19 protein-coding genes and 1 other RNA gene are annotated in these 18,177 nt (G+C 65.4%); 14 read left to right on the forward strand and 6 right to left on the reverse strand.

What is annotated here, in order from left to right; translation table 11 throughout:
• Window positions 1-54 precede the first annotated feature (54 nt).
• The 3 genes from murA to hisD are packed head-to-tail and all read left to right on the forward strand — an operon-like array spanning window position 55 to window position 3,302.
• Window positions 55-1,317, forward strand: a complete 1,263-nt coding sequence (murA, locus tag JYP50_RS02035; protein WP_206558779.1) for a UDP-N-acetylglucosamine 1-carboxyvinyltransferase — start codon at window positions 55-57, stop codon at window positions 1,315-1,317.
• A 15-nt stretch (window positions 1,318-1,332) separates the two neighbouring features.
• A complete protein-coding gene (hisG, locus tag JYP50_RS02040) occupies window positions 1,333-1,983 on the forward strand; it encodes an ATP phosphoribosyltransferase (protein ID WP_206558780.1) in 651 nt (216 codons plus the stop codon).
• Complete coding sequence (hisD, locus tag JYP50_RS02045; RefSeq protein WP_206558781.1) at window positions 1,980-3,302, forward strand: histidinol dehydrogenase; 1,323 nt, start codon at window positions 1,980-1,982, stop codon at window positions 3,300-3,302. The genes hisG and hisD overlap by 4 nt, the downstream gene beginning before the upstream one ends.
• A 114-nt stretch (window positions 3,303-3,416) precedes the next feature.
• On the opposite strand, the gene JYP50_RS02050 is transcribed toward hisD, so the two are convergent.
• A complete protein-coding gene (locus JYP50_RS02050; protein WP_206558782.1) occupies window positions 3,417-4,535 on the reverse strand; it encodes a S1C family serine protease in 1,119 nt (372 codons plus the stop codon).
• A gap of 111 nt (window positions 4,536-4,646) precedes the next feature.
• Between JYP50_RS02050 and JYP50_RS02055 the strand changes: the two genes are divergently transcribed.
• Window positions 4,647-5,408, forward strand: coding sequence for a Nif3-like dinuclear metal center hexameric protein (locus tag JYP50_RS02055; protein WP_206558783.1), 762 nt, complete (start codon window positions 4,647-4,649; stop codon window positions 5,406-5,408).
• A 4-nt stretch (window positions 5,409-5,412) separates the two neighbouring features.
• On the opposite strand, the gene JYP50_RS02060 is transcribed toward JYP50_RS02055, so the two are convergent.
• Window positions 5,413-5,898, reverse strand: coding sequence for a ZapG family protein (locus JYP50_RS02060; RefSeq protein WP_206558784.1), 486 nt, complete (start codon window positions 5,896-5,898; stop codon window positions 5,413-5,415).
• Window positions 5,899-6,105: 207 nt separating this feature from the next.
• Between JYP50_RS02060 and zapE the strand changes: the two genes are divergently transcribed.
• The 7 genes from zapE to JYP50_RS02095 all read left to right on the forward strand — a co-directional run bounded on the left by zapE (window position 6,106) and on the right by JYP50_RS02095 (window position 12,276).
• Entirely contained in the window at window positions 6,106-7,215 is a 1,110-nt protein-coding gene (gene zapE, locus JYP50_RS02065) for a cell division protein ZapE (protein ID WP_206558785.1), read from the forward strand.
• A gap of 190 nt (window positions 7,216-7,405) precedes the next feature.
• Window positions 7,406-7,834: a 50S ribosomal protein L13 gene (rplM, locus tag JYP50_RS02070; protein ID WP_206558786.1), complete on the forward strand. Its 429-nt coding sequence runs from the start codon at window positions 7,406-7,408 to the stop codon at window positions 7,832-7,834.
• A gap of 12 nt (window positions 7,835-7,846) precedes the next feature.
• Entirely contained in the window at window positions 7,847-8,239 is a 393-nt protein-coding gene (gene rpsI / locus JYP50_RS02075) for a 30S ribosomal protein S9 (protein ID WP_206558787.1), read from the forward strand.
• 258 nt (window positions 8,240-8,497) lie between these two features.
• On the forward strand, window positions 8,498-9,094 hold the full coding sequence (gene petA / locus JYP50_RS02080; RefSeq protein ID WP_206558788.1) for a ubiquinol-cytochrome c reductase iron-sulfur subunit: 597 nt from the start codon (window positions 8,498-8,500) through the stop codon (window positions 9,092-9,094).
• Entirely contained in the window at window positions 9,094-11,133 is a 2,040-nt protein-coding gene (locus JYP50_RS02085) for a ubiquinol-cytochrome c reductase (protein WP_206558789.1), read from the forward strand. Before petA ends, JYP50_RS02085 begins: the two co-directional genes overlap by 1 nt.
• A 78-nt stretch (window positions 11,134-11,211) precedes the next feature.
• Window positions 11,212-11,844 carry a glutathione S-transferase N-terminal domain-containing protein gene (locus JYP50_RS02090; RefSeq protein ID WP_206558790.1) on the forward strand — a complete coding sequence of 211 codons (633 nt, stop codon included), beginning with the start codon at window positions 11,212-11,214 and terminating at the stop codon, window positions 11,842-11,844.
• Between the two features lie 33 nt (window positions 11,845-11,877).
• Window positions 11,878-12,276: a ClpXP protease specificity-enhancing factor gene (locus JYP50_RS02095; RefSeq protein ID WP_206558791.1), complete on the forward strand. Its 399-nt coding sequence runs from the start codon at window positions 11,878-11,880 to the stop codon at window positions 12,274-12,276.
• Between the two features lie 87 nt (window positions 12,277-12,363).
• Here the strand turns inward: JYP50_RS02095 and JYP50_RS02100 are convergent, their stop codons facing one another.
• From JYP50_RS02100 to JYP50_RS02115, 4 genes are read right to left on the reverse strand one after another with little or no spacing between them, the layout of a single operon-like run.
• Window positions 12,364-12,939 carry a BON domain-containing protein gene (locus tag JYP50_RS02100; RefSeq protein WP_206558792.1) on the reverse strand — a complete coding sequence of 192 codons (576 nt, stop codon included), beginning with the start codon at window positions 12,937-12,939 and terminating at the stop codon, window positions 12,364-12,366.
• A gap of 46 nt (window positions 12,940-12,985) precedes the next feature.
• Window positions 12,986-13,573, reverse strand: a complete 588-nt coding sequence (locus JYP50_RS02105) for a D-sedoheptulose-7-phosphate isomerase (protein WP_206558793.1) — start codon at window positions 13,571-13,573, stop codon at window positions 12,986-12,988.
• Window positions 13,574-13,596: 23 nt separating this feature from the next.
• The gene (locus JYP50_RS02110) at window positions 13,597-13,953 is read right to left on the reverse strand and encodes a YraN family protein (RefSeq protein ID WP_206558883.1); all 357 of its coding nucleotides are present in this window, start codon (window positions 13,951-13,953) and stop codon (window positions 13,597-13,599) included.
• A 40-nt stretch (window positions 13,954-13,993) separates the two neighbouring features.
• A complete protein-coding gene (locus tag JYP50_RS02115) occupies window positions 13,994-15,826 on the reverse strand; it encodes a penicillin-binding protein activator (RefSeq protein WP_206558794.1) in 1,833 nt (610 codons plus the stop codon).
• Between the two features lie 76 nt (window positions 15,827-15,902).
• Between JYP50_RS02115 and rsmI the strand changes: the two genes are divergently transcribed.
• The 3 genes from rsmI to mraZ all read left to right on the forward strand — a co-directional run bounded on the left by rsmI (window position 15,903) and on the right by mraZ (window position 18,038).
• Window positions 15,903-16,748 (forward strand): 16S rRNA (cytidine(1402)-2'-O)-methyltransferase, encoded by an 846-nt coding sequence (gene rsmI / locus JYP50_RS02120; RefSeq protein ID WP_206558884.1) that lies wholly within the window; start codon window positions 15,903-15,905, stop codon window positions 16,746-16,748.
• Window positions 16,749-16,808: 60 nt separating this feature from the next.
• An RNA gene (gene rnpB, locus JYP50_RS02125) (RNase P RNA component class A) lies at window positions 16,809-17,167 on the forward strand.
• A gap of 415 nt (window positions 17,168-17,582) precedes the next feature.
• A complete protein-coding gene (gene mraZ, locus JYP50_RS02130; RefSeq protein WP_206558795.1) occupies window positions 17,583-18,038 on the forward strand; it encodes a division/cell wall cluster transcriptional repressor MraZ in 456 nt (151 codons plus the stop codon).
• The last annotated feature ends 139 nt before the right edge of the window (window positions 18,039-18,177 follow it).

The raw sequence follows: 18,177 nt of genomic DNA on the forward strand, positions 1-18,177 counted from the left end.
CATTGCCGTCGATAGGGATATCGATCGCATGGTCATGTAAACAGCGGAGACAGTGTGGACAAATTATTGATCAAGGGTGGCCGGGCGCTGCACGGCGAGTTGCGGATTTCCGGCGCCAAGAACGCCGCCCTGCCCATCATCGCGGCAACCCTGCTCAGCGACGAGCCGGTGACCATCCGCAACCTGCCCCACCTGCACGACATCACCACCATGATCGAGTTGCTGGGCTGCATGGGCGTGGAGTTGACCGTCGACGAAAAACTGAGCATCGAGGTTAACGCCGCAAGCATCAGCGAGTTTTCGGCCCCCTACGAGCTGGTGAAGACCATGCGCGCGTCGATCCTGGTGCTCGGCCCCATGGTGGCCCGCTTCGGCCGTGCCCACGTGTCGTTTCCCGGTGGATGCGCCATTGGCAGTCGCCCGGTGGACCTGCACCTCAAGGGCCTGGAGGCCATGGGCGCCCGGATCAGCGTGGAGGGCGGCTATATCAATGCCGAGGTGGAGGGTCGCCTGAAGGGCGCCCGCATCCTGATGGAGACCGTGACCGTGGGCGGCACGGAGAACATCATGATGGCCGCCACCCTGGCGGAGGGGCGCACGGTGATCGAGAATGCCGCCCGGGAGCCCGAGGTGGTCGATTTGGCGCACTGCCTGATCGCCATGGGCGCCAAAATCAGCGGCCACGGCTCCGACACCATCGTCATCGACGGGGTGGAAGCCCTGCACGGCTGCACCTACGACGTGATGCCCGACCGCATTGAAACCGGCACCTACCTGGTGGCGGCGGCCGCCACCCGCGGCAGCATTACCCTGCGTGGCACCGATCCCGAGTGCCTCGAGGTGGTGCTGCAAAAGCTGGAGGAGGCCGGCGCCGACCTTGAGGTGGGAGAGGACTGGATACGGCTCGACATGCAGGGCCGCCGGCCGCGGGCGGTGAGCATCAAGACCGCCCCCTACCCGGGTTTTCCCACCGACATGCAGGCCCAGTTCACCGCCATGAACGCCATCGCCGAGGGCACCAGCACGGTGATCGAGACGGTGTTCGAGAACCGCCTTATCCAGACCCATGAAATGAACCGCATGGGCGCCCATATCGTCATCGAGCACAACACCGCGATTATCACCGGACAGGAACGCCTCGAGGGCGCGCCGGTGATGGCCTCGGACCTGCGCGCCTCCGCCAGCCTGGTGATCGCCGGGCTGGTAGCCGAAGGGGAAACCCTGGTCGATCGTATCTACCACATCGACCGCGGCTACGAGTGCATTGAGGAAAAACTGCAACAGCTGGGGGCGGATATCCGCCGCCTGCCCGACTGAATCCAAGGCCATTCCATGTCCATCGACAAGCCGCTCACCCTGGCGTTGACCAAGGGTCGCATTCTCAAGGAAACCCTGCCGCTGCTGGCCCGTGCCGGCATCGAGCCGCTGGAGGACCTGGCCACCAGCCGCAAACTGGTGTTCGAGACCTCTCATCCCGGGCTGCGGCTGGTGGTCATCCGCGGCACCGACGTGCCCACCTATGTACGCCACGGCGCGGCGGACCTGGGCGTGGTGGGCAAGGACATTCTGCTCGAGCACGGCGCCGAGGGCCTGTACGAGCCCCTGGACCTGAACATCGCCCGCTGCCGCCTGATGACGGCCGCGCCGGTGGGTTGGCGACCGGGTGGCGCGCGGGTGCGGGTCGCCACCAAGTTCGCCAATATCGCCCGTCAGTATTTTGCCCGCCAGGGAGTGCACGCCGACGTGATCAAGCTCTACGGGGCCATGGAACTGGCGCCGATGATGGACCTGGCCGACCTGATCGTCGACATCGTAGACACCGGCAACACCCTGCGCGCCAACGGCATGGAGCCGCTGGAGGAAATCGCCGCCATCAGCTCCCGCCTGGTGGTGAACAAGGCTGCCATGCGCGCCAGCCACGGCGCGATCCAAACCATTGTCGACCGGGTCGGCGCCGCGGTCGCGGCGGCGGGTGAGGCATGAGCCCGCGTCGCCTGGACAGCCGGGCCCCGGGCTTCGATGCCGCCCTCCGCCAGCTCACCGCCTGGGAGGAGGAGTTGGACGCCGGGGTCGAGGCCGCGGTGGCGGAAATCATCGCCGGGGTGCGCCGGCGCGGTGACGCCGCGGTACTGGAGTACACCGCCCGTTTTGACGGCCACCGGGTGGCCGATGCCCGCGAACTGGAAGTCGCCGGCGATCGTCTCGACGCCGCCCTGTCGGCGATCGCGCCCGCGCAACGGGACGCCCTGGAGCGCGCGGCGGAGCGGGTGCGCGACTACCACGAACGGCAGCGCCAGCAGAGCTGGGACTACCGGGACGAGCAGGGCAATCGCCTGGGCCAGCAGATCACACCGCTGGAGCGGGCCGGGATCTACGTGCCCGGCGGCAAGGCCAGCTACCCCTCGTCGGTGTTGATGAACGCGTTGCCCGCGCGGGTGGCCGGCGTCGACGAAATCGTGATGGTGGTGCCGGCGCCGAAGGGCGAACTCAACGACATGGTGCTGGCCGCGGCCCGTATCGCGGGGGTGGACCGGGTGTTCACCATCGGCGGCGCCCAGGCCGTGGCGGCCCTGGCCCATGGCACCGAGGCCGTACCCGCCGTGGACAAGATCGTGGGCCCCGGCAATATCTATGTGGCCACCGCCAAGCGCCAGGTGTTCGGACGCGTGGGCATCGATATGATCGCCGGCCCCTCGGAGATCCTGGTGATCTGCGACGGCAGCACCGATCCCGACTGGGTGGCCATGGACCTGTTTTCCCAGGCCGAGCACGACGAAAACGCCCAGTCCATCCTGCTGTGCCCCGATCCGGACTACCTTGAGGCCGTGGCCGAGAGCATCGAGCGCCTGCTGCCCACCATGGAGCGCGCGGAGATCATTCGCGCCTCCCTGGCCGCGCGCGGCGCCCTGGTGCTGACCCGCGACCTGGAAGAGGCCGTGGCGATCAGCAACCGCCTGGCGCCCGAGCACCTGGAGCTCTCGGTCGCCGAGCCGGAGCAGTTGCTGCCGCGGGTGCGCCACGCCGGCGCCATTTTCATGGGACCCTACACCACCGAAACCCTGGGCGATTACTGCGCCGGCCCCAACCATGTCCTGCCCACCGCGCGCACCGCGCGTTTCTCCTCGCCCCTGGGGGTTTACGACTTCCAGAAGCGCAGCTCGTTGATCTACTGCAGCGAGCAGGGCGTGCAGGAGCTGGGGCGGGTGGCGTCGGTGCTGGCCCGGGGGGAGCAATTGACCGCCCATGCGCGCAGTGCGGAGATGCGGCTGCGGGACGCGTCCGATTCCGGCGGGGCTGTTTGATACACGGCCCGTGTCGCTATCTATCCGGCCTGCGGTGGAACCTGGTCGAATGAATTCGACCCTACAAGATCCGGGGCGCCCCCTGTAGGGCCGAATTCATTCGGCCAGCTCCCGTCAAATCGACGGCGACTGCCGCATGGTCCCCACGATCGCGTGTAAATCCAGGGTCTGGTGATCGCGCTGCACCGTCACGTCGATATCGTCGCCGGGGCGCAGCATGGCGATCTGGTGCATGGTCTGGCGCCCGTCCTGGATCGGTTCGCCGTCGAGGTGGGTGATGATATCCCCGAGTTTCACCCCGGCGCGCTGCGCCGGGCTGTCCTCGGTGATCGCCGCCACCACCAGCGCCTGCCCGATGGGCGTGCCGTTGTCGATGCGCCGCACCGGCTCCACGCTGACCCCCAGCCAGCCGCGGATCACCTCGCCGTAGTCGATCAGGTCCTGCATCACGAACACCGCCAGGTTGACCGGGATCGCCAGGCTGATGCCGATACCGGTCGGCGAGGTGGCGCGGCCCTGGTCGCCCGCGGTGTAAATCAGGGTATTGATGCCCACCAGGCGCCCCCGGGTGTCCACCAGCGCGCCGCCGGAGTTGCCCAGGTGAATGATGGCGTCGGTCTGGATGTAGTCCTCGTAGGTGTTGCGCTGCAGCCCCCAGCGCCCCAGCGCCGACACGATGCCCTGGGTCACCGAATTGCCGAAGCCCAGGGGGTTGCCGATGGCCAGTACCACGTCGCCCACCCGGGTGTCCTCCGAGTCGCCCAGCTCCACCGGTTGCAGGTGGGGCAGGTCGATCTTCAGCACCGCGAGGTCGGTGGCGGGGTCGGTGCCAATGACCCGCGCCTTGGCCAGGCGGCCGTCGTGCAGCAACACCTGGATGGCGTCCACTTCGCTGATCACGTGGTTGTTGGTGAGAATGTGTCCCTCGCTGGTCATGATGACCCCGGAGCCCAGCGACTGCTCGATGCGTTGACGCTGCTCCTGCGGCGGGGCGAAACGACTGGAAAACATGTTCTCCAGCAGTGGCCGGCGACGTTCGGGGACCAGGCGGGCGGTATAGATATTCACCACCGCGGGGCTGGCGCTGCGCACCGCGGCCGCGTAACTGACGGACGCGGGGGCCACCGCCTCGACCCCGCGGGTCTCGGGCAGTACGTAACGGTCCAGAATCAGTAGAGCCGCGAACAGCCCGGCAATCGCGGGCCAGGCGATGAATTTCAGGGTTTCTCTCATAACGCCGCCGTGTGAGGTTAGCCGCTGCATTGTATATGATGCCTGCTTTCAGTGTCCCGTCCGCCGTGGCGGGAATGTCCATCCGGCGCCGATGAATTGGAGGTAAATCCCATGTCCGTATCCCTGCGGGAACTGCAACTGGAACTGGACCGGCTGCTGCAGCCGCAACTGTTTCGCGACTACTGTCCCAACGGGCTCCAGGTGGAGGGCCGGCCCAGCGTGCGCCGCCTCGCCACCGGGGTGACCGCCAGCCAGGCCCTGCTCGATGCCGCCATCGACTGGGGCGCCGATGCGATCCTGGTGCATCACGGCTACTTCTGGAAGGGGGAGGAGGCCCCGGTGGTGGGCATGAAGCGCCGCCGGCTGGCCGCGCTACTGGCCAACGAGGTGAGCCTGCTGGCCTACCACCTGCCGCTGGACGCCCACCCCGAGCTCGGCAACAACGCCTGCCTTGGGCGCCTGCTGGGTGTCGAGGAGAGCGAAGCCCTGTTCCCCGGCCGCAGCGACGGTGTCGGTAACGTGGCCACCCTGGAAGCGCCGCGGACGGTGGCGCAGGTGGTGGCGCAGTTGCGCGAGCTGACCGGGCGCGAGCCGCTGTTTGTCGGTGATGGCGAACGCGAAGTGCAGCGCGTGGCCTGGTGCACGGGCGCCGCCCAGGGTTATATCGATGCCGCCTTGGCCGCGGGAGCAGATCTCTATATCACCGGCGAAGTCTCGGAACCGACGGTGCACACGGCGCGGGAGGAGGGTATCGCGTTTATCGCCGCCGGCCACCACGCCACCGAGCGCTACGGGGTGCAGGCGGTCGGGGCCTGCATGGCCGAGCGCTTCGATGTCGAGCACCGGTTTATCGATATCGACAACCCGGTGTAGAGCGTCAGCTTTTCTCGGTTTCTTCGATGGTCGCCTGCGGCTGGGGCTTGGCCGGGCGCTCCCGGTCCAGGCCGAATTCCTCGTTCAGCATGCCCTTTTCCTCGGGCGAGGACTTGGGGGCGTAATCGAGGGGAGGCTGGATATTCGCCAGGTGGGAGGGAATTTCCGCGTCGTCGCCGGCGCTTTGCAGGCGCTCCAGGGAAATGGGGCCCTGGCCCTGGCACAGGGTCGCGGCGCCGGTGGCCAGGTGGTTGTGCACGTCGCGGTAGCTGTCGGTGAGGGAGTTCAGCAGTTTCGCCGTCTTCGCGAAGTGGTCCACCACCTCGTCCTCGTAGGCGCGTTTGTCCTGGATGACCTGATCCAGCTTGCGCTCAACCTCGCGGTACTTCTTGCCCTCGGCCGAACCGCGACGTCCCAGCAACAGGCCGAGACCGAGTCCGGCCAGCAGGGCGACAACAGCCGAAGCAGCGACGATGGTTAAGCTATACACAGGCGGTTCCTCATGGGCGGGTACAACAGGCTGGCCAGTATACCCGAATCAATTCAGGACAAAAGCGCCAAGCGAAAACCGTCTCGTCGCGGCCGCGGTCCGTGATTGCCTTCGGCGCGCGGGCTGGGTAAAGTGGCCGCTTTTCGACTTCCTGCGCCGGGCGCCCCTGGCCAGCTACGCCAAATTTCTTCCGCGCGAGCCAGTCACTTGACCACTGCCACCACTCCCCTGCAGCGCTATCAGTCCGATCTCCAGCGCGAGGGTTTTTCCCACGACCCGGCCCAGGAGCAGGCGGTCCACGCGTTGCAGGATCTGTACACGCGCCTGTTGCAGCGCAAGCGCGCCGATGGCGGCGCCCTGCAGGACTTGTGGCGGCGCTTGAAGCGCGAGCGCCCGGAGCCGGAGGTCGGGCTCTATTTCTGGGGTGGCGTCGGTCGCGGCAAGACCTACCTGGTGGATACGTTTTACGATTGCCTGCCGTTTCCGGACAAGATGCGGGTGCATTTTCACCGTTTCATGCAACGCGTGCACGCGGAGCTGAAATCGCTCGAGGGCGAGAAAAATCCGCTGGAGCAGGTGGCCGACCGCCTGGCGGGGGAGGCCTGCGTGGTCTGCTTCGACGAGTTTTTTGTCACCGATATCGCCGACGCGATGATCCTCGGAGGGCTGATGGAGGCCCTGTTCGAGCGGGGGGTGACCCTGGTGGCGACCTCCAATATCGTGCCCTCGAAGCTCTATGAAAACGGCTTGCAGCGGCAGCGGTTTTTGCCCGCGATCGCCCTGATTGAGCGCTACACCAAGGTGATAAACGTGGATGCCGGGGTGGACTATCGCCTGCGCACCCTGCAGCGCGCGGAACTCTACCACTGCCCCCTGGACGAGCAGGCGGATATCAGCCTGCGGCGCAGTTTCGAGCAATTGGCGCCGGAGCCGGGCAAGCACTGGGAGCGCATCCAGGTCAATGGCCGCTACCTGACCTGCCGCTGCCTGGCGGACGATGTCGCGTGGTTTGATTTCGCCGAGCTTTGCGACGGGCCCCGGTCCCAGAATGACTATATCGAGCTGGCGCGCGAGTTCCACGCGGTGCTGATTTCCGGGGTGCCGGCGCTGGGGTCGGGCAACGACGACGCCGCGCGGCGGTTCATCAACCTGGTGGACGAGTTTTACGATCGCAACGTAAAGTTGGTGCTGGCCGCCGACCGGCCGCTGCTGGAGCTGTATGCGGGCGGGCGCCTGGAGTTCGAGTTTCAGCGCACGGTGTCGCGCCTGCAGGAAATGCAGTCCATCGAGTATCTGGGCAGGGAGCACCGGCCGTAGGCTTCTTGCCGCCGTTGCTGGCTCGCGGCGAAGGAGGTACCTGTCGCTGTTGGCGACAGTGCTGGTGGGCGCGTCTTTGCAGGCTCTCCGGGGCCTCGATTTTTTCTTTTGGCTCCCCGCTTGAAAAGGCGGGGTGCTTTGAGTAGTATTCGCGCTCTTGAAATTGGAGCCCTCCAAGAGGCGGTTATTGATGAAAACTTTTAGTGCCAAAGCTGAGGACGTGAGCCGCGACTGGTATGTGGTCGATGCGTCCGACAAGACTCTGGGACGCCTGGCCAGTGAGATTGCCCACCGTCTGCGTGGCAAGCACAAGCCCGAATATACGCCCCACGTCGACACCGGCGACTACATCGTGGTGATCAACGCGGAGAAAGTGCGGGTGACCGGCAACAAGGCGACCGACAAGATGTATCACCACCACACCGGGTACCCCGGCGGCCTGAAATCGATCTCGTTCGAGAAACTGATCGACAAGGCTCCCGAGCGTGTGATCCAGGGTGCGGTCAAGGGCATGCTGCCGCGCAACCCGCTGGGTCGCGCCATGTTCAAGAAGCTGAAGGTGTACGCGGGTGCCGAGCATCCCCACGCCGCGCAGCAGCCGCAAGCACTGAATATCTAACGGGAATCACCTATGTCAGCTACCCAATACTACGGAACCGGTCGTCGCAAGACATCCACTGCCCGCGTTTTCCTGCAAAACGGTGGGGGCAACATCACCGTGAACAAGCGCCCGCTCGACCAGTACTTCGGTCGTGAGGTGGCGCGCATGATCGTGCGTCAGCCCCTGGAGCTCGCGGAGGTGTCCGATAAGTTCGACATCAACGTGACCGTGGCCGGCGGCGGCAGCTTCGGCCAGGCCGGCGCCATCCGTCACGGCATTACCCGTGCGCTGATGGAGTACGACGAGTCCCTGCGCGGCACCCTGCGCGGCGCCGGCTATGTCACTCGTGACGCCCGTGCCGTGGAGCGTAAGAAAGTGGGTCTGCGCAAGGCGCGCAAACGCCCGCAGTTCTCCAAGCGCTGATTCGCTTTTGCGATGGGTGGCCCGTCCCGGCGCCGCCCGATCCAGTCCAGAAAACGTCCGGCCTGTATGCAGGTCGGACGTTTTTTTGTTTCTGGAGGGGGGCGTTTTTCCGCCGCATGGCGCTGGAAAAGGCTGCCAGATCAAGGGGTTTACCTTGTCAGTTCCCGTTAAAATCATTACTATTTGCAGCATTTTCGCAAAGCGGTCCCGGTAGTCTGGCAGCCTCTGCCAGTAGGCCGAAAATAAGGGGAGAAAAACATGAGTAGCGATGGCGTGAACACCGGCAGGAGGCGCTTCCTGACGGCGGCCACCAGCGCGGTGGGGGTTGCCGGTGCGGTGGGCATCGCGGTGCCTTTCGTGGGGTCCTGGAACCCCTCGGCGAAGGCAAAAGCCGCCGGTGCGCCGGTCAAGGCCGATATCGGCAAGCTCGAACCCGGCCAGATGGTCGTGGTGGAGTGGCGGGGCAAGCCGGTCTACGTTGTTCATCGTACTTCCGAAATGATCGAGGGGCTGCCTCAGCTCGACGATCGCCTCAAGGACCCGGCCTCTGAAATCTCCAAGCAGCCGGCGTATATCTCCGGCGAGGGGCGTGCCCTGCGCCCGGAAATCTTCGTTGCGGTGGGCCTGTGCACCCACCTGGGCTGCGCTCCCAAGTACCGCCCCGAGGTGGGTGCCGCCGATCTCGGTGGTGACGCCTGGCTGGGCGGTTTCTTCTGTCCATGCCACGGGTCCAAGTTCGATCTCGCGGGTCGTGTTTATTCCGGTGTGCCGGCTTCCGCCAACCTGGAAATCCCGCCCTATTCCTACGAGAGCGACAATGTCCTGGTAATTGGCGTGGATGCGGAGGCTGCCTGATGAATAATATGCTAATTGGGTTACGTGACTGGGTCGATGAGCGCCTGCCGATCATGCGCGCCTGGGACACCCACATGGGCAAGTACTACGCGCCCAAGAACTTCAACTTCTGGTACTTTTTTGGCGTGCTGTCCCTGGTGGTGCTGGTCAACCAGCTGCTGACCGGGATCTGGCTCACCATGAGCTACACGCCGAGCGCCGAGGCCGCCTTTGCCTCGGTGGAATACATCATGCGCGACGTGGAGTTCGGCTGGATACTGCGCTACATGCATTCCACGGGCGCCTCCGCCTTCTTCGTGGTGGTGTACCTGCACATGTTCCGCGCCCTGCTGTACGGTTCTTACAAAAAACCGCGGGAGCTGATCTGGATATTCGGCATGCTGATTTTCGTGGTGCTGATGGCCGAGGCCTTCGTCGGGTACGTACTGCCCTGGGGGCAGATGTCCTACTGGGGCGCCCAGGTGATCATCTCCCTGTTCGGCGCCATTCCGGTGGTGGGCGAGGACCTGGTGACCTGGATTCGCGGTGACTACCTCATCTCCGGCGTCACCCTGAACCGCTTCTTCGCCCTGCACGTGGTGGCGCTGCCCATCGTGCTGCTGGCGCTGGTGGTACTGCACCTGCTGGCCCTGCACGAGGTCGGGTCCAACAACCCCGACGGCGTGGACATCAAGAAGCACAAGGGCCCCGATGGCATTCCGCTGGACGGCGTGGCTTTCCACCCCTACTACTCGGTGCACGACCTGCAGGCCATCGCGGTGTTCCTGTTCATCTTCTGCGGGGTGATTTTCTTCTTCCCCGAGATGGGCGGTTTCTTCCTGGAATTCGCCAACTTCGAGGAGGCCAACGCGCTGAAGACCCCCGAGCACATCGCGCCGGTGTGGTATTTCACGCCCTTTTACTCCGTGTTGCGGGCGGTGCCGGACAAGTTCTGGGGCTTCGTGGCCTTCGCCGCATCGGTGGCCATTCCCTTCCTGCTGCCCTGGCTGGACCGCAGCCCGGTGAAGTCCTGGCGCTACCGGGGCAACATCACCAAGGTGATGCTGGTGCTGTTCGTGGCCAGCTTCCTGATCCTTGGCGTGCTGGGCGTGAAGGCGCCGACACCGGCGCGCACGGTGCTGGCCCAGATCTGTTCGGTGTTCTACTTCGCCTTCTTCCTCTTCATGCCGCTGTGGTCGGCCATGGACCGGACCAAGCCGGTGCCCGAGCGGGTTACTATGGACGGCGGCATGGGCTTCTGGCGCAGCATGGGTGTGTTGGCCCTGATCGGTGCCCTGACCTTTATCCCCCTGAAGGCGGTGGGTGCGGAGTCCGCGTACCAGTGCGGCAGCATTCCCTGTGATGCCTTCGAGGCGGACCCGCACGACAAGGCGTCGCTGCAGCGCGGCGCACAGGTCTACCTGAACTATTGCATGGGCTGCCATTCACTGCAGTACACCCGTTACAACCGGGTGGCAAAGGATCTCGGCATTCCCGAGGACCTGATGGAAGACAACCTGATCTTCGATCCGGAGGTCAAGATCGGTTCGCTGATGGAAAATGCCATGGCGGAAGACGACGCCAAGACCTGGTTCGGCGCCACGCCGCCGGATCTGACCCTGGTGTCCCGCGCGCGCCAGCCCGAGTGGCTGTATACTTACCTGCGCACCTTCTACAAGGATGAAAGCCGTCCCTGGGGCGTAAATAACAAGGTGTTCAAGGACGTGGGCATGCCCCATGTGCTGCTTGAGCTGCAGGGTACGCAGGAGTGTGCCATGGGCCCCGTGAAAGCCGCCAATGGCGGTGTCAAGCGCGACCCGCTGACCGGCGAGGACATCATGGAAGAACCCTGCGGCCGCCTGGTGGTAACGGAAGAGGGCTCGATGACACCCGACGAGTTCGACACCGCCATGTACGACCTGACCAACTTCCTGGCCTATACGGCCGAGCCGATGGCGTCCGACCGCAAGCGTATTGGCACCTTCGTTTTACTGTTCATTACCCTGTTCTTCGTGTTCGCCTGGTTGCTGAACCGCGAATACTGGAAGGACGTGCACTAGGCCCGAATGGGCGTACAGCCGGGGCGGCGGAGGCCGTGCCGGCTGCCTGATATTTCTTGATAAGCTGAGGATACCCTGATGGGCGTTGTGGCAAAGCGGTCTTCGATGACCTTTTTCTCCGACAGTAGTAGTCATTACAGTCACCGGGTCCGCATTGTGCTGGCCGAGAAGGGCGTGACCGTGGACATGGTCGAGGCGGATTCCAATCACCCACCGGCCGAACTGTCGGAGCTCAACCCCTATAATTCACTGCCCACCCTGGTGGATCGCGACCTGGTGCTATACGAATCCAAGGTAATGATGGAGTACCTTGACGAGCGTTTCCCGCACCCGCCGCTGCTGCCGGTGTATCCGGTGGCGCGTGCCGAGAGCCGCCTGTACATTCACCGTATCGAGAAGGACTGGTGTACCCTGGTGGACTCCATTCTGTCGTCCCGCAGTGACAACGTGGTGAGCAAGTCCATCAAGGAGCTGCGCGAGGGCATTACCGCGATATCGCCGATTTTTGCCGAGAAGCCCTTCTTCATGAGCGACGAGTTTACCCTGGTCGATTGCTGCATCGCGCCCATTCTCTGGCGCCTGCCGTCGCTGGGCGTGGAAATTCGCTCCACCAAGCAGACCAAGCCGCTGCTGACCTACATGGACTCCCTGTTCAATCGCGACGCGTTCCAGGAGAGCCTGTCGGAGCAGGAGCGGGAGATGCGTCTCTAGCCGCCGCGCAAGCCGCTGGAGCCCGATTGTCCGATGACACCCAGCCGTCCCTACATCATGCGCGCGCTCTACGAGTGGATCGTGGACAACGCCTGCACCCCCTACCTGCTGGTGGATGCCACGATTCGCGGGGTCGAAGTGCCCCGGCAGTACGTCAAGGACGGCCAGATCGTGCTCAACATTTCCCCCAGTGCGGTGATAGAGCTCAACATCTCCAATGACCTGGTGATGTTTAACGGTCGCTTTGGCGGCGTGCCCACCGATATTCTGGTGCCGGTCTCCGCGGTGATCGGCATCTACGCCCGGGAGAACGGGCAGGGCATGGTGTTCGAGCCAGAGGATCCGCCGCCGGAGCCCGACGACGATCCTCAGCCCCCGGAGCCCGCGCCCGGCAAGCCAGAAGGCCGGCCCTCGCTGAAAGTGGTTAAGTAATCGCCACATCGTGGCCGAATGAAGGACCTGAAAGGAGGGGGCGGCTCACGGCCCTTCAGGGGGGCGGATGCGCTCCCCTGTACACCCCTAAACCGACACGATCTCGAACAGCCGCACCACCCGCTGAACCCCCGACAAACTCGCGGCAACTTCGGTTACTCGCTCGGCCTCTGATTGCGTGGCCAGTCCCATCAGGTAGACCACGCCGTTTTCGGTGACCACCTTGACGCGCATGCCGGGCGTGCTGGAGTTGGCCAGCAGCCAGGATTTGACCTTGGTGGTGATCCAGGCGTCCGAGGTGCGGGTCATGCCCGAGCTGGGCGCCGACACCTGCAGTTCGTTGTAAATACGGCGCACGCCGCGTATGTCGCGGACCACGTTGGCGGCCCGGGCTTTTAGTTCCTCGCTGGCCACCTGTCCCGCCAGCAGCACAAAACCGTTGTAGCTGACAATCGTGAGATGGGCGTCGTCGAAACGGTCGTCCGCGGCGCGGATATTGACCATGGCCTTGATTTCGACACTCTCGTCCTCGAGCCTGCGGCCCATGGTGCGCTCCACGGGCTCGTCCTCGATCGGATTGGCTTCGAGGTTGGCCAGCATGCTGCCGCATCCGCCGAGCAGCAGGCCGGAAAAGATCAGCGGGAGGAGAAACAGTCGGGTCATTTAGGTACTTCCTGAGGCCGAATCAACACGAGTGAACTGGCGCTAATTATCCACCAAATAAGTTGTGATCCACCAGTTCGCACAAATTCTGGATGAGGACGGTGTGAAGCTCCAGGGCGCGCGCGGGAGCCGGGCTGTGCACCGCCAGGCGGACGTCGCCCTCGCGCAGCGCGGCCAGGAGATTGTCGTCCTCGCCGTTCGACAGCGCCACCACCAGCATGTTCCGCTCCCTGGCGGCTTCCACCGCGCCCAGTAGTGCCTCGCCGGCGGTGCCGCTCGCCAGGCACAGAAGCACGTCGCCGGGTTGTCCCAGGGCGCGTACCTGCCGCGCGAAAATTTCCCGGTGACCCTCCAGGCCGCTGATGGTGGCCAGGGTCCCGCCGTCGGCCGCAAGTGTCATGGCGGGCAGGGCGGGGCGCTCATGGTGGAACTGCCCCAGCATGTTGATGCAGAACAGCTGGGCCAGGGCGGCGTCGGCGCCGGTGCCGCAGGCCATGATCTTGCCGTCCTGCAACAGGGTGTTGGTCACCGCGCCGGCGGCGACGGAGAGCGGTTCCGCCAGGGCGTCGACGGCCATGGCCAGGCTTTCCAGGGTGCCCTGGCAGTTGCCGGCGAAAATGCTGTAGTGGTCCATGCGATGTCCCGGGGGCGAAGGGTTCAGGCTGTGAAGGCCGCCCGAATCCATCTCGGTTCGGGGTGCGCGGCAGATTGTGGCGGCTCGAAGGCGATCACGTCAAATCGACATGGCCGGTTGGCCCAGCGCGGGTGCCGTTGCAGGAACAGGCTGGCCGCGCGCACCAGGCGTCGCTGCTTGTCCCGGCCCACCGACGCGGCGGCGCCGGTGTAGCGGGGGTTGCTCCGTTGTCGAACTTCCACGAATACGAGATGGCCGCCGTCCAGGGCGACGATGTCCAGCTCGCCGCCGCGAAAGCGGACGTTTCGCGCCACTATCTCCCAGCCGCGCGCGCGCAGCCATTGCGCGGCCAGTTCCTCGTACGCATCTGCCTGTGCCAGGGGAGGCTCCCGTGTCGTTCCCGTGGCGTGCCAGTATAAGTCAGAGGGGCTTCAGTTCGCCGCCGTCAAATGTGGCCGGTTGCGGTTCGCGGACGATGCGCAGTTGCGGGTCCATGCTCAACAGGCCGGTGTTGCCGCGCAGCAGGGCGTCCGGGCCGGCCCGCAGCTGGCCGAAACGGCTTTGCAGCAGGTAGGCGTCGGCGCCCAGCGCGTTGAGGCGGGCGTAGCTGTCGCTGCCGGTATCCCCCGCGGTAATGGCTACCCGCAGTCGCGGGCTGGTGCCCAGGAACCAGGGCAGGTCGGCCAGTATGATGCCGTTGAGATCCCGGTCCCGGTGGTCGGGGATGCCGCTGTAGATGCTGGATGTGGCGTACACCGGCACCGCACCGGCGTAGTGGAAGGCCAGCAGGGGCTTGATCGAGCGCGCCTCTTCCGGAGAACTGCTGAGCAGGAAGATGGCGTCGAAATCCTGTCGTCGCCGGGCGGTATACTCGATATTGGTGGCGAGCATGCTGCGCACATCGCGGGCGCGCTGCAAGCTGGCGCCCAGGTTGAAGGCCTGTTGGATGGTATCGGAGTAGGCCTCGGCGCTGGCGTAGGTCGCGGTGGTGGCGAAGCCTCCGCCCAGTGCGCCCCAGTGTTCGCGCAGGGCTGTTTCCATTTTGTCGCCCCACTCGCCCGCGGGGCGCACCATCAGGGCGCGCCGGGCGCCCCGGCCATAGGCCAGCCGCGCCAGGGTCTCTATCTCGTCGTCCGGCGCCAGTGACATTTGTACGAGGGCGGTGGCCGCCGGCGGCAGCGGCTGTTCGGCCCGGTTGAGGGCGAGCACCGGCACCGGGCGTTCGGGGGCGTTGCCGAGCTCGGCCACCGATTGTTTGCTCAGCGGGCCCACGACCATGGTTGCGCCGCGCTGCACGGCGTCGCGGTAGCTCGCCAGCGCGCCGCCGGTGGCGTGGGTGTCGAGTACCAGTAGTTCGCGCTCGTCGTCGTCGCCGGCGGAGCGGGCGGCGTAGTAGGCGGCGAGGTAGCCGTCGCGGACGGCCCTTGCCGCGGGCGCCAGGCGCCCGCTCAATGGCAGCATGAGCGCCACCTTGTCGTTTGGTGCCGGGGGCGCCAACAGGGCGTCGAGTCCGCCCGGCAGGGGATTGGCCGCGGGGTGGTCGGGATGTCGCTCGCGCCACTGTTGCAGGTCGTCGCGCAGCTTGTCGCTATCCGCGTCCCGGGCGCTGATGGCCGCCAGTTCCAGCCAGGCGCGCCACTGCGTGTCGCCGGCGTCGGTCGCGGGTGTCAGCGAGGCGGCGGGCAGTCGCTCCAGGTCGCGCCAGATGCTGCGCTTGAGGGCGCCGGCGTGGGGGTGGTCCGGGACCTGCTCCAGTAGTTGGCTGCCGTGGCGGGCGCTGGCCAGGTAGTCACCCGACATTTGCCGCACATAGCGCTGGAAGTTGGCGGTCATGATGGCCAGTGCCGGCGCGGTGCCCGTCGGTAGCGGGGCGGCCAGCAGGTTGTCGGCCGCTTCCGTATCGCCTTTCAGCCAGGCCGTACGGGCGTCGAGATAGCGGCGATAGGCGTGGTCATTGGCGGACAGCGGTTCCTCGAGGGCGGCGAGTTCCATTTCCGCGCGCATCCAGTCGAACTCGCCGAGCGCGGCCTCGGCGCGGCGAAACAGGGCCGAGTGCGCGCTGGGGGGCAGCTGTTGGCTGAAGCGGGGGTGCTCGGCGGGTTGCTCGCCGGGCAGGGCCGCCGGGTCGAGGTCGCGGGGATCGGCGTCGCCCACCCGCGGCGGCGGGCTGCTACAGGCGGCGAGCGCCGCGCAGAGGCCGAGTATCAACAGGGGCTGTGGCCGGCGGCGCGGCGCGTGTTGGTATCCTCTCATGCTATCCTTTGCTGCTGTTTGGCCGGCGGCGTGGGTTGTCCGGCGAGTATTGAGTGCTTCATTATAAGGGTAGGGGCTGCAAGTGGAATCGGGACTATATGTTGTCGCCACGCCGATCGGCAACCTGGGAGACATCTCGCGGCGAGCGCTGGAGGTGCTGGGCGGCGCCGACCTGGTCGCGGCGGAGGATACCCGGCATACCGGCGCGTTGCTGCGCCAGTTCGACATTGACAGTCCCCTGGTGGCCTATCACGAGCACTCGGGCCGCGGTGCCGCCGAGCGGATCATCCGCTGCCTGGCGCAGGGCGGGGCGGTGGCGCTGGTGTCGGACGCCGGCACGCCGCTGATTTCCGACCCCGGCTATCGCCTGGTGCGCGAGGTGCAGGAACTCGGCTACCGGGTGCTGCCGGTGCCCGGCGCCTGCGCCGCGGTGGCGGCGCTGAGCGTGTCGGGCCTGCCCACCGACCGCTTCCTGTTCGAGGGCTTTCTGCCCGGCAAGGCAGGCACCCGGGTCAATCGCCTGGGCGAGCTGGAGCAGCGGCAGGAGACGCTGGTTTTTTACGAGGCGCCCCACCGCCTGAGGGATTGCCTGGCGGACCTGGTGGCGGTTTTCGGTCCGGAGCGCGAGGCGCTGCTGGCGCGGGAGATCACCAAGGCTTTTGAAACCGTGCGCCGTGCGCCACTGGGCGAGCTCCAGGCTTTTGTCGCTGGCGACGACAACCAGTGCCGCGGCGAGATCGTGCTGGTGGTGGCGGGTCGGCGCGAGCGCGGCGAGGATATCGACGCCGACACCGCCCGCCTGTTGCTGCGCCTGGCCCGCGAACTACCCGGCAAGCGCGCCGCGGCGGTGGTCGCCGACCTGACCGGCTTGCGCAAGAAGCTGCTGTACAACTACCTCCTCGAGCACGCCGCGGACGGTTGACCCCCTTTTTCCCCTTGTTATTGGCTTGCCAAGGGCCGGCGGCGGGGGTAGTCTTGCCGCCGAGTCGATCAGGCGATCGCTCCCGGTCGTGTTTCACGGCCGCGGGGAGGAAAGTCCGGGCTCCATAGGGCAGGGTGCCAGGTAACACCTGGGGGGCGCGAGCCTACGGAAAGTGCAACAGAAAGTATACCGCCCGGCCACCCAGTGGTCGGGTAAGGGTGAAATGGTGCGGTAAGAGCGCACCGCGCGGCTGGCAACAGGCGCGGCGATGGTAAACCCCACCCGGAGCAAGACCAAATAGGAATCCAGACGCTGTGGCCCGCAGTGGATTCGGGTAGGTCGCTACAGGCAGGCGGCGACGCCTGTCGCAGATGAATGATCGTCCTCGACAGAACCCGGCTTATCGATCGACTCACTCTCTTTGCTTACCGGTTGGCCGGCCCCAGGCCGGCCGGTCGTTGACCGCCAAATGGCGAGGCCCGAGGGGTCGGCCGCCGACCGCTTGACGCCTGGTTCGCCGCCAGACGGCGCGGCATATGCTTTCTTGGCCCTTTCGGGCCTGCTCGACAGAAAAAAATAAACTTGAACTTAAAGTAACTTCTCAGCATGTGCGTTTACGCGCATGTTTTATGACATTTTTTACTCTCGATTTGCCCTGCGGGCCGGTGCCGGAGGCTCGGAAAGTGGCGCTAATTTACTGAAATTACAACGTTTTTTTGATTCCGCTCGCTTGACACCCCATTTGAGCCAGACCTATAGTGTCGCAAAGTGGGAGTAAGTGGATAAATTTGGCTTTTTGTGGGTCTCAAAGCCAAGTGAGTGGGGAAGACTGGCGTGTTTCGCGGAGTGCAGCACATCAATATGGACGCGAAGGGGCGGCTGGCCATGCCAGCCCGCCAGCGCGAGCCATTGCTGCAGCAATGCGAGGGTCAGATCGTCGTCACTATCGATACCCAGACCCGCTGTCTCGCGATCTATCCGCTGCCCGAGTGGGAGCGCATCGAGCGGGATATCCAGGACCTGCCCGCCTTGAAGCCGGCGGTGAAGCGGTTCCAGCGGCTAGTGCTGGGCTATGCCACCGACGTGGAACTGGATGGCAGCGGTCGCATGCTGCTTACCCAGCCGCTGCGTGACTACGCCCGGCTGGAGAAAAAACTGGTGCTGGTGGGGCAGGGCAACAAGCTGGAGCTGTGGTCGGAGGAGTTGTGGTTCGCCGAGCAAGAGCAGGCGCTGCTCGAGTCCGGGCCCGACGCCGAATTGCCCGATGAATTGATGTCGCTGACCCTCTAGTGCGGGCTGGGCAATTACAGTCCGCGCCATTCTCCCCGCCGGGAGGGTGGCAACACCGGCCATTGCAGGTCGGTGCGCTGAGCCCGGTTTCGCGGGACTGCGCCGCGAAACCGGCCCGGACAGGGCGCTCGGGCCGTAT

This window comes from Parahaliea mediterranea, from assembly GCF_017255185.1.
Lineage (GTDB): Bacteria > Pseudomonadota > Gammaproteobacteria > Pseudomonadales > Halieaceae > JAFKCZ01.

Coding starts and splice junctions, on each gene's coding strand:
- hisG (WP_206558780.1), top strand. CDS start 1,333: ATGTCCATCGACAAGCCGCTCACCCTGGCGTTGACCAAGGGTCGCATT.
- hisD (WP_206558781.1), top strand. CDS start 1,980: ATGAGCCCGCGTCGCCTGGACAGCCGGGCCCCGGGCTTCGATGCCGCC.
- JYP50_RS02050 (WP_206558782.1), bottom strand. CDS start 4,535: ATGAGAGAAACCCTGAAATTCATCGCCTGGCCCGCGATTGCCGGGCTG.
- JYP50_RS02055 (WP_206558783.1), top strand. CDS start 4,647: ATGTCCGTATCCCTGCGGGAACTGCAACTGGAACTGGACCGGCTGCTG.
- rplM (WP_206558786.1), top strand. CDS start 7,406: ATGAAAACTTTTAGTGCCAAAGCTGAGGACGTGAGCCGCGACTGGTAT.
- rpsI (WP_206558787.1), top strand. CDS start 7,847: ATGTCAGCTACCCAATACTACGGAACCGGTCGTCGCAAGACATCCACT.
- petA (WP_206558788.1), top strand. CDS start 8,498: ATGAGTAGCGATGGCGTGAACACCGGCAGGAGGCGCTTCCTGACGGCG.
- JYP50_RS02085 (WP_206558789.1), top strand. CDS start 9,094: ATGAATAATATGCTAATTGGGTTACGTGACTGGGTCGATGAGCGCCTG.
- JYP50_RS02090 (WP_206558790.1), top strand. CDS start 11,212: ATGGGCGTTGTGGCAAAGCGGTCTTCGATGACCTTTTTCTCCGACAGT.
- JYP50_RS02095 (WP_206558791.1), top strand. CDS start 11,878: ATGACACCCAGCCGTCCCTACATCATGCGCGCGCTCTACGAGTGGATC.
- JYP50_RS02100 (WP_206558792.1), bottom strand. CDS start 12,939: ATGACCCGACTGTTTCTCCTCCCGCTGATCTTTTCCGGCCTGCTGCTC.
- JYP50_RS02105 (WP_206558793.1), bottom strand. CDS start 13,573: ATGGACCACTACAGCATTTTCGCCGGCAACTGCCAGGGCACCCTGGAA.
- JYP50_RS02115 (WP_206558794.1), bottom strand. CDS start 15,826: ATGAGAGGATACCAACACGCGCCGCGCCGCCGGCCACAGCCCCTGTTG.